We start from the raw sequence: 9,708 nt of genomic DNA on the forward strand, positions 1-9,708 counted from the left end.
GGCCACCCCTGCCCGCATCGACTCCCATGTGCTCCTGGCCATCTCGGCGACCAGAGCGCCGGCCCCCACACCCGCGATCTGCATGATCTCCAACGTGTCCCCCATGGTCATGGCCGTTTCCCCTGCTCGACGACGCGTGCAGGGGGCAGCGGCATATTCGACCCATCAGGGTGGATGCCGTCGACAGGGGCGGCAATCGAACATATTTGCCAGATACCGGAATCGGTAATCATCACGCGGACAGATCCGGCCGTTTCGGATGAGAGTCGCGAATTGCCGCACTGAGCAGACCTCCGTAAACCGCAGGCTGGGCGGCAGTTCATGTTTCAGCTACGGAGCAACTTGGCCAAAGCATCACTTTGGGCGATTGTCCGGAAGTGGGTAGAGCGTGCCGGTGTGGGCATCGTGAGCCTGGTAAATGGCCGGTGCCGGAGTGAGGCACCTAGACAGCAGGTCATCCAGTGAGGCAGGGGCGCGGCTGACCGTGACCCTCCGGAGATCGGCGTGGGAGCCGGCCAGAGTCCCACAATCGCCAGGGACAGCCGACGGATCCACCGTGGGCACGGTCCTCGACCAGGCCGTTGACCACCGGCGTGGGTCGACGAGACGGCGACCGGGCTGATCTGCTGACGGTGCGGATTCGTGCACCTCTTCGTGAACAGAGACCTCAAGCTCTATCGCGCGGACGAGTAGCCCCCGAAACGGGGCTTCAGCTGGGCGCGGCGAACGACTCCACCGCGCGGGTCTTGCCGGTGACGACGATGACGTCGCCGACCGCTCTCGCCCTCCCCGCGACCTCGCGCGCGGTCGTCGGCCAGCGTCGGCGGGCCTGGTGCTGGCTCGGTACCGGGATCTCGGCTGTCGTCGCCAAGTCGGCCACGGGCAAGAGCCGTCTCACTCCTGAAGCGCCACATCGGTTGCTTCACTGCGACGTCCTGGTGGGCCTCACTCGAGCGACACCTCCCCATCGGGCAACCACCCGTCCCAATAGCCCTCCAAGAGCAGGGGCAGCGTTTCCGGCTCCACGGCAACGCCCTTGCCGTGCAGTTCGTCCAAGGTCCACCAGCGTGCGCCGGCCTCCAGCCGTGCGCACACATCGTCGGTCCAAGCCGCAGCGACCGGTCGCACCAGGACGACGTACTGGGTGCGGCGCCGGGCACCGTCGGCTGGAAGGACGCCGACGACCGGCGCGATCCGCAGGTCGGGCAGCCCCGTCCGACGGCACAGCCACTGGACGACGGCCCGGGAATAGGACTGCCCCGCAGGCACCGGTACCAACGGCACCGTCCAGCAACCGGCGGTCTGTTGCCCGGGGGCCAGCAGCACAAAGCGGCGAGCAGTGGACTCGATGACGACCGGGCGAACCCAGCAAACGGCCGCCGTCGGGCAGGAAAGGGCCAAAAAGGTCACAAGGACACCCTCCCCTCCTGTGATTGGAATAGCATCATAGGTGTGGCATCCGGGTGCCGCCGGGCAGGATGGAACCGTTATGGCGTCCAGCGGACCAGATGCGCAGGGCCGGTGCAGGGCCTTGTCGCATCTGGTCCGCTGGACGGCGAAACCAGGTCGGCGCGAGCAGTGCCGAGGTGTTCCCGGCACGGTGTGAGCGTGCGGGGCGCACCTCGGTGCCGCTCGGCCGGTCTTGTCTACGGACCGGGGAACGGATGGACGCAGCGTGGCCCGACCGGATCGGCACAGGTGACCGGGTCCGGTTGGACGGACGGGTCTACACCGTGGGCGAGTTGCAGGGCCGACGGCTGACCCTGGTGGACTCCTCCGGTGTCACCCGTCAGATGGATCTGGTGGCGCTGCTGCGTGGCTGCCATGGGGAGGTACTTCAAGACGGGGACGCGCCGGCTGGGAGCGACGAGCTGCCGTCGGGTGATGCGCTGGGGCGGGCGCGGTGGTGGCAGAGGCATGTCGTCGAGGTGCTGACCGGGCTCACCCCGGACGCACCGCCTGGTACGCAGCCCCGTCCCGCGTTCGACCCTGCTCACCGCTCGCTGGCGGAGCGGGAGGAGGCCAAGGCCCGAGAGCTGACGGAATCAGGCATGCGCGGCACGTCGGCGCGGACGGTGCGACGCAAGCGGCAGCGCTACCAGACGTTGGGGCTGGCCGGGCTGGTGGACGGGCGGGCCGGACGGCGTGAGGCGCCAGGGGTCCGACTCGATCCCCGGGTGGTCGACGCCGTGCGCGAGATCATCCATTCGCAACCCCGCCCTGGCCGACTGAGCGCTGAACGGGTGCGGGCGCGACTGCTGGATCGGCTCGCCGCTCCGCTCGCCGACGGCGAGGTCTCCGTGCCGTCTCGGTCCGCCCTGCGCAGACTGTGCGCGGAGCTCGACGGCCGTCCGCCACAGAGCGCCACGACAACGCTCACCCAGGTGGGTGAGCGCGTCCACCTGTACGTCGTGCCGGTCCCGGCTCTCGGCGATCAGCCCCACGGAGAGCCGCGGCTGCGCGTGCTGTTCGCGCTGGACGAGGCCAGCGGTGTGCTGCTGACGGCCGTCGTCGGCGACGCCCATGACCGCACGGTGTACGGACCGGCGCTGCTGGCCAGGATGTGCGTCCCCGCCGACCAACGGACCAACTGGATCACACCGCCGTCGACCGCGCCCGGCCCTGCACCTCCGTACCCTCCGGTGAGCAGTCCGCCGGTGATCCGTCCTCGCACGCTCGTCGTCGATCACGCTTCTGCCCCGGGTATGGGTGCCCTGCGCGCCGCATGCGCGCGCAGCGGCGTCCGCGTGCAGTACGCGCGTCAGGCACCCACGCATGAGCGCGGCCGCGTCGAGCACGTCACAGCGACCGCGGCGGGGCGGTTCGCCGCCTACCTCTTCTCTCCCGCCGGCCAGCCTGCACGTGCGGCGGGTTGGCCCATCGAGCGGGTGCAGGAACTACTGGACACCTGGGTGGAGGACTGCTGGCTGCACACCCCCCTCCCGACCCGTGCCGGATTCCCGCAGACACCGCTGGAACGGTACGAGGAACTGACAGCCCATACCGGACGGGTCCCAACTCCCATACCGCCAGAGGAATTCCGGCATCTCCTCAATTCCTGCTGGAGGGTGGTCGGTCCCGGCGGAGTGCGTTTGGGCGGGCACTTCTACGATGCGCCGGCGCTGCATCTGATGCGTCGCCTGGTGTCGCCGCACGGCGGTCGCCAGCCGTTGCAGGTGCGCTGGGATCCATACGACCTACGGCAGGTGTGGCTTCGGGCCGACGAGGACGAGTGGCTCGTGGTCCCTGCCGCACCATCCCGTATCCGACCCCCTGCCCGCCCTTCCATTCCCTCTACCCGCACCGAGAAGCAGCCCAGCACCTGCGGCAATGCGGCTCCCGCGATGGCCAGCAGCCCCGTGGGCGCTGCCACCTTCGTCCAGGCATCTGGACCGGCCGCGGCAAGAGGAGTCGTCGAGCGGACCGGCGTGCCGCGTCTGCCCGTGGTTCAGCAGATCCATGCGCATGAGGCGCCTGACGTGCGCCTGGCCTATCACGCTCGACTCCCGCTCAGCGTGCCTGAAGTCAGCTTTGCCGTGGACCGGATCGAAGACGTGCGGCTCCTCAACCAGCATGCGGACGGAGCCCGTTACGGCCTGCTGCTGCACGGCCCGTCCGGCACCGGCAAGACCACCGCCATGCTGGAGTCCTGGCGGAGTTGCACCGCACCACACGACCGGCAGGGCGACGAGCCGACGGCTGGGACGGCTACGGCGGGGCTCTACGTGCGGCTGCCGCCGGCGACATCGCCCCGCCTGCTGCTGGTCGAGCTGGCCCGGTCCCTCGGCGTGACCCTGCGGGGATCGCCCACCACCGCCGCGCTGACAGACCGCGTGGCCACGGCCATGGCGGACGCCGGCACTGCGCTCGTCCTCATCGACGAGGCCCACCACCTGCACAGCCCGGGCTGGTCCGCGTCGACCGTGGCCGATGTCGTGGACTATCTATGTGACCGGCTCCCGGCGACGTTCGTCTTCGCCGGCATCGGCGACCCCGACTACCTTGCTGCCAGGGCAACCAACGCCCCGCACCGCCGACTGGTGCCTGTGCACCTGTCCGACATGCCACTCGGCGAAGACTGGCAGCAGGTCCTCTCCGCAGCCGAAGCAGCGCTGCGCCTGCGCGCGCATGCCGACGGCACACTGCCCGGCCTGGCCGATCTTCTTCACGAGCGCACGGGAGGCAATGCGGGCCGACTGGCGTTCCTGCTGCGCAGCGCGGCTGTCCGGGTCATCAAGGACGGCTCCGAAAAACTGACCGCGCCGCTCCTGGCCGGGCTGCAGCTTCCACGCTGTGACAAAGCCTCCACCGCAGCTGGCTGAGGAAATCAGCCTCACCGGAATATCTGTGGTCGCCGGGCCAACTTCGTGAGGGCAACGAGGCTTCATCTGCCGATCCGGGCCAGATACATGGAACCCGACAGCCTCACATCAGCCAGACAAGAAAGCGAACAGCGAACGTGTTGCCGAGGAAAAGCCTCGCCGCAAGGCTTACTTTCGTCAACTTGGCTATCTCGCCAGCCGAAGCGCAGACAACCAACTCGCATTCGCCCTACCTTGGTCCACATGACGTACCAGGAGACGTTTGCCAGTCACCCGAGTGACTCCGCGGACGAAGCGGAGCACGTGGTCCGTCAGTACGACACCCTCATCGCTGAGTGCGACACGACCATCGACCAGCTGAGCACGGCACTGCGCGAGGTGAATGAAAAGCGTGACGCGATGGTCGCTCTGCGCGAGGAGGCGCGGAGCCTGCAGGGGGTCGGTCCGCGGCTGCGGGCGATGCGTGCACACGCCCAGAAACACGGCATCGTCCCCGGTCAGCCGGGCCCGCAAGTCACACTGCGTGTGGTACCCAGCCCGCCGGCCCCCGACCAGGAGCCGCAGACGGCAGCCGAGGACAGCATGCGGGTCACGGCAGAGCCGGAGTCCCCTCGGCCGGCCGAGGTGATCATCCGCAGCAAGAAGCAGCAGGAGGTCCTGACCGTCATCGCCTCCCGCCCTGACCTTCCCTGGGGCAGCGGCGATCTGGCCCAGGTGCTGGGTATTCCCGCGGATCCCCGGGAGAGGAAGAGCCTCCGTAACTGCCTGCGGGCCCTCGTCGTGTGCGGCGCTCTGGAGCGCATCAGCCGAGAGGACGACCGGCACGTCTACTACCGCCCGCGCATGAACTGGAGATTCGCCTGACTCATCTCCCTGCCCTGCAGACATCACAGCCGTAAAAAGACCGCCGCCGCTTGAAGGACCCAGTTGCACCTGGGTCCGCGGCGACGGTCATGACCCTGTACAGGCCGTCTCCGACATTACCCGGATCCGCCCGGGCGTGTCCGGCATTCGGCCAATTTCCCCTGCCCTCTTTCGGAAAGCCGAATGCCCATGCGAATTCATTGCGGAGGATTTCCCGGCTCACGGCCGGGCCACAGGTCCGCTTCCAGCGCCTTCTCCAGGTTCGCGATCGTCAGCAGGTCGCACCACACCGCCCCGTCCAGCACCTGCGCGATCGTCATCCGTGACACCCCGCTGCGCCGGGACGCCTCGGCGACCGACCATCCCCTGGCGTCCATCAGCCGACGCAGCCGCGCGGCCACTTCCTGCGCCACTCGGGCCCCGTGGTGGTCATCGAGCACGGCGTGCGGCCAGATGCCCTCGACAACGTACTCGAACGGCTTGAGGCGTCGCTTGTCTCCCTGGGGCACGTCGAAGAGTGTCGCCCATACGGACCTCCAGGCATGACAGCATCCGCCACCTCCACTGCATGCTATTGGAACAGCACCCCTCCCGGGGTCCTTTCCTGGTGGAGAGTCACGGTGGACGCGATCGAGCAGTACCGGCCCGCCCTTCCGAGCCCTGTCTGGGAGCGCATCGGGGCCGACTGCCGCCGCGCCGTGGCCCAGGCCAAGCCGGCCACTCCCAAGCAGGCCCGCGACTGGCTCGGCGCGCTCGCCCACGCCGCCGCGTATGCCGACGCCTGCGGGCGCCCGACCAAGGCCGAGCACCTGCTGACCCAAGAGGCGATCGAGTGGTACCTGGCCACCGGCTGCCTGCACCTGGGTGACGCCTCGCGCTCCAACCGCCGCTGCCGCCTGAACAACCTCCGCCGCGCCCTGCTCGGCCCGGACCTGGTCACCGGCGAGCCGGCCGCCTACTCCGGCTCGGACTCCTCGCGCCCCTACAGCCGTTCCGAGCAGGCCCAGCTGTACGCATCCGCGCGCGCTCAGCCGACCGAAGAGCTGCGCTACGGCCTGCTGACCCTGCTCTCCCTCGGCTTCGGCTGCGCTCTGGACTCACCCGAGGTCATCCCGCTGCGCACCCATGACGTCCGGGAAGCCTCCAACGGAGCCGTGGCCGTGGCCGTCCGCGGTGCCCGCGGCCGCGTGGTGCTGTGCCGTACCGCCTGGGCCGACGTCCTGACAGAGGCCGCGGAGTGGGCCGACAGGCCCGGTCAGGCCCGCTACCTCTTCCGGCCGAGCAGCCACGCACGCGGCACCAACACCGTCACCAACTTCCTCGCCCGCGCCAAGGAACCGCCCGGCACACCGCGCCTGGTCATGGGCCGGACCCGCGCCACCTGGCTCGTCGACGCCGTCGAGGCCCGCATGCACCTGCCCACCCTGATGGCCGCCGCCGGCCTGACCACCCTGCGCTCCATCGACCGGATCCTCCCCCACGTCCGAAACGTCACGCCCCAACAGGCCGCCGCCGCGCTGAAGGAGTTCTGACAGGTGAACCGCCGCCTCGCCCGCCACGCCCTCATCACCCGTCTGCGTGCCCAGCGCCCCGTCATCCCCGATCAGGAAGTCCGCCGTGTCTACGACGAGGTGGCCGCCTCCGGTCTCGTCGAGGAGATCGAACCGCTCATCGCCCGCACCAAGGGCCGCCGCTGCACGCTCTCAGTGGAAGCCCTGCTGGTCGGCATGGCCCTGGCCGCCCAGCGCAACAGCGGAGTCGTCACATTCACCACTGTCACCAACCTGCTGTATTTCTCCCTCTCCGGCGCGATGCGCGAACAGCTCGGCCTGCACCGCTACCCCGACCACGACCGCGGATTCGAAGCGGCCTACGCCGTGGTCCGCCGCCGCCTGCACAGCATCCTCGAGGCCATCGACCCGTCCCCGCTGCCGAAGAACCACCGCCTGGCCCGCCGCCACGCCGAAAAAGTCCTGACCAGGGCCGACCCGGAAGCACTCACCCACAAGCGTGCCCGCCTGCTGCGCGTGTCCAACATGATCCTCGGCATGTCCCTGCGCGAGGCCCTGCCCCTGCTGGAAGAGCGCTGGGACGGCTCGGTCAGCCTCGACGCCACCGCCATCGGCACCTACGCCAAAGGTCTGCCTTCCCACAGCCCCGTCACCTCCACCGATCCCGACGCCAGCTGGTACGTCCGCACCACCCGCCACCAAGACCCCCTCGCCCTGGACGGTCTGACCCCGATCGAGGCTGCCGGCGGCAGGCAGAGGACCAACGGCGAGAAGAAGACCGAGAGGATCAAGAAGCGACTCTTCGGCTACGACGCCTCCCTCGTCGTCGCCCGCGACCCCGAGCGCCACGGCGCCCCGTTGCCCGACGGTTCCGCCAATCCCGACGTGGTGCCCGCCCTGATCGTGGCCTTCTCCGTGGACAAGCCAAGCCACCGCCCCGGCCAGGTCGCCGTCGAGGCCCTCCAGCACGTCGACAACCGCTTCCCCCGTGGCTACCTGGCCGGTGACCGCGCCTACAACGGCCAGAAACCGGAGAACTTCCAGCTCCCCATCCGGGCCATGGGCTACGAGCCCGTCTACGACTACGCCTCCGACCAACTCGGCGTCCAGACCGGCTTCGCGGGAGCCGAACTCGTCGAGGGCAACTGGTACTGCCCGTCCATGCCCCAGCCCCTCAAGGACGCCACCAAGGACCTCCTGGCCAAGAAAATCGACAAGCAGACCTGGATCGACCGCATCCGCGCCCGCACGAACTACGTGTTCATGCCCAAACAACGCCCCGACGCCGAAGGTCACCGCCGCGTGATGTGCCCGGCAGAGGCCAACCGCGCGCAGTGCCCCCTCAAGCCCCGCACGCTCGGCCGCGGCATCCACCTGCCACTCGTCGACCCCGCCCCGAAGCCGGCCGGCTCACCGCCCTGCTGCGTCCAGCGCACCGTCACCGTCCCCCCGGAAGCCGGCGCCAACCTCTGGCAGCCGCTCCAGTACGGCTCCGAAGCCTGGCAACGGGTCTACTTCCGGCTCCGCAACAGCGTCGAAGGCATCAACGGCTTCGCCAAGGACCGCCTCCAGGAACGCCTCGAAGACGCCGGCACCCGCCGCATCCGCGGCATCGCGGCCCAGACCCTCCTCCTGGCCTTCCAGCTCGCCCACGCCAACCGCCGCAAACTCGCTTCCTGGGCCGACGCCATCGCCCTGGGCGGCGAACGGCCCCGCCGACGGCCCACTCGCCGCCGCAGGACCAAGCCCCTGGGCACGTGGACCCCCAAGGGCCACATCACGCAGCGCTGAGACCTTCCTCACAGAGCGCGCCCCGAGAGCCACTCAAGCAAGATCCACATACAGACGCGGACCGCCGCCGGCCCATAGGCCACCGACGGTCCGCTTCACCGTGCCCAGAGACAGACATCACACCGCAGAAACAGGAATGGGCGGCATCGTCATCACGATGCCGCCCATTCCGTCGGTGCAGCTAGAGCACTTTCGTCGGTGCTCCGTGGTGCGCGAGGGGGGAGTTGAACCCCCACGCCCTTGCGGGCACTGGAACCTGAATCCAGCGCGTCTGCCTATTCCGCCACCCGCGCATTGGGTGTGTCCTGGGCGTCTTCCCCTTGGGGTCGGCGCCGTCCGACACCCAGAACATTAGCACGCTGGAAGGGGTGGGTTCACATCCCTTATCCCCGCAGGCAGAGACCTCGCCGAGCCATCGATGTCCCTGCCACGTTTCAAGGCGTACCGGTTCACGTATCAACCTCGTACCGGTACCGGCCGTCTCGGCAGGAGGGGTCCCGGGTCCACAGTCTGGTGCGGGACACTGGTCTTCCACCGCCTCTACGATCCTTGTCAGGCATACACGAGGCGGTTACGCGCAGCAGTAGCACCGGAGGAGAGTTCGAAGGAGAGCTCCACAGGGAACTTCGTCCTTCGTCGACACCCGTCGGCGGTGCTGACAGGGGGAACCAGCCGATCGAGCGGCGCGTGGATACGATCAGTAAGCAGTACCAGGCAAGCGGCCCGCAGGGCAGTACACAGGACGGCAGCGACGGAGGAGGTGCCCCATGGGAGTCCTGAAGAAATTCGAGCAGCGTCTCGAAGGTCTGGTCAACGGCACCTTCGCCAAGGTGTTCAAGTCCGAGGTCCAGCCCGTGGAGATCGCCGGAGCGCTCCAGCGTGAGTGCGACAACAACGCCACCATCTGGAACCGCGACCGCACGGTCGTGCCCAACGACTTCATCGTCGAACTGAGCACACCGGACTTCGAGCGCCTCAGCCCCTACTCCGGCCAGCTCGGCGACGAGCTCGCCGGCATGGTGCGCGACTACGCCAAGCAGCAGCGCTACACCTTCATGGGCCCCATCAAGGTGCACCTGGAGAAGGCGGACGACCTCGACACCGGCCTGTACCGGGTGCGCAGCCGTACGCTCGCCTCCTCCAGCAGCCAGCAGGGCGGCCCGGGAGGCGGCGCCGCCGCCGCGCCCGCCGCCCCCCAGGGCGGACGCCCCGGCGGCTAC

8 protein-coding genes and 1 tRNA gene are annotated in these 9,708 nt (G+C 69.0%); 5 read left to right on the forward strand and 4 right to left on the reverse strand.

The window, feature by feature from the left end; genetic code table 11:
• Nucleotides 1-709: 709 nt before the first annotated feature.
• Nucleotides 710-886, reverse strand: coding sequence for a hypothetical protein (locus C1J00_RS45565; protein ID WP_180989756.1), 177 nt, complete (start codon nt 884-886; stop codon nt 710-712).
• Nucleotides 887-945: 59 nt separating this feature from the next.
• Nucleotides 946-1,410: a hypothetical protein gene (locus tag C1J00_RS31000; RefSeq protein WP_102912304.1), complete on the reverse strand. Its 465-nt coding sequence runs from the start codon at nt 1,408-1,410 to the stop codon at nt 946-948.
• 323 nt (nt 1,411-1,733) lie between these two features.
• Between C1J00_RS31000 and C1J00_RS31005 the strand changes: the two genes are divergently transcribed.
• Nucleotides 1,734-4,322 carry an AAA family ATPase gene (locus C1J00_RS31005; RefSeq protein ID WP_146046283.1) on the forward strand — a complete coding sequence of 863 codons (2,589 nt, stop codon included), beginning with the start codon at nt 1,734-1,736 and terminating at the stop codon, nt 4,320-4,322.
• Between the two features lie 243 nt (nt 4,323-4,565).
• On the forward strand, nt 4,566-5,186 hold the full coding sequence (locus tag C1J00_RS31010) for a hypothetical protein (RefSeq protein WP_146046284.1): 621 nt from the start codon (nt 4,566-4,568) through the stop codon (nt 5,184-5,186).
• 197 nt (nt 5,187-5,383) lie between these two features.
• Here the strand turns inward: C1J00_RS31010 and C1J00_RS31015 are convergent, their stop codons facing one another.
• Nucleotides 5,384-5,695 carry a helix-turn-helix domain-containing protein gene (locus tag C1J00_RS31015; RefSeq protein WP_102912307.1) on the reverse strand — a complete coding sequence of 104 codons (312 nt, stop codon included), beginning with the start codon at nt 5,693-5,695 and terminating at the stop codon, nt 5,384-5,386.
• A 111-nt stretch (nt 5,696-5,806) separates the two neighbouring features.
• Between C1J00_RS31015 and C1J00_RS45570 the strand changes: the two genes are divergently transcribed.
• Together C1J00_RS45570 and C1J00_RS31025 are read left to right on the forward strand one after the other, a co-directional pair.
• Nucleotides 5,807-6,718, forward strand: coding sequence for a hypothetical protein (locus tag C1J00_RS45570; RefSeq protein WP_180989757.1), 912 nt, complete (start codon nt 5,807-5,809; stop codon nt 6,716-6,718).
• 3 nt (nt 6,719-6,721) lie between these two features.
• Nucleotides 6,722-8,488, forward strand: a complete 1,767-nt coding sequence (locus tag C1J00_RS31025) for a hypothetical protein (RefSeq protein WP_102912309.1) — start codon at nt 6,722-6,724, stop codon at nt 8,486-8,488.
• A gap of 206 nt (nt 8,489-8,694) precedes the next feature.
• Here the strand turns inward: C1J00_RS31025 and C1J00_RS31030 are convergent.
• A tRNA-Leu gene (locus C1J00_RS31030) sits at nt 8,695-8,781 on the reverse strand.
• A gap of 474 nt (nt 8,782-9,255) precedes the next feature.
• Here C1J00_RS31030 and C1J00_RS31035 point away from each other — a divergent pair.
• The coding region (locus tag C1J00_RS31035) for a DUF3662 domain-containing protein (protein WP_146046286.1) at nt 9,256-9,708 on the forward strand (453 nt) is incomplete at its 3' end.

It is taken from the genome of Streptomyces cahuitamycinicus (genome assembly GCF_002891435.1).
GTDB lineage: Bacteria > Actinomycetota > Actinomycetes > Streptomycetales > Streptomycetaceae > Streptomyces > Streptomyces cahuitamycinicus.

Coding starts and splice junctions, on each gene's coding strand:
- C1J00_RS31010 (WP_146046284.1), top strand. CDS start 4,566: ATGACGTACCAGGAGACGTTTGCCAGTCACCCGAGTGACTCCGCGGAC.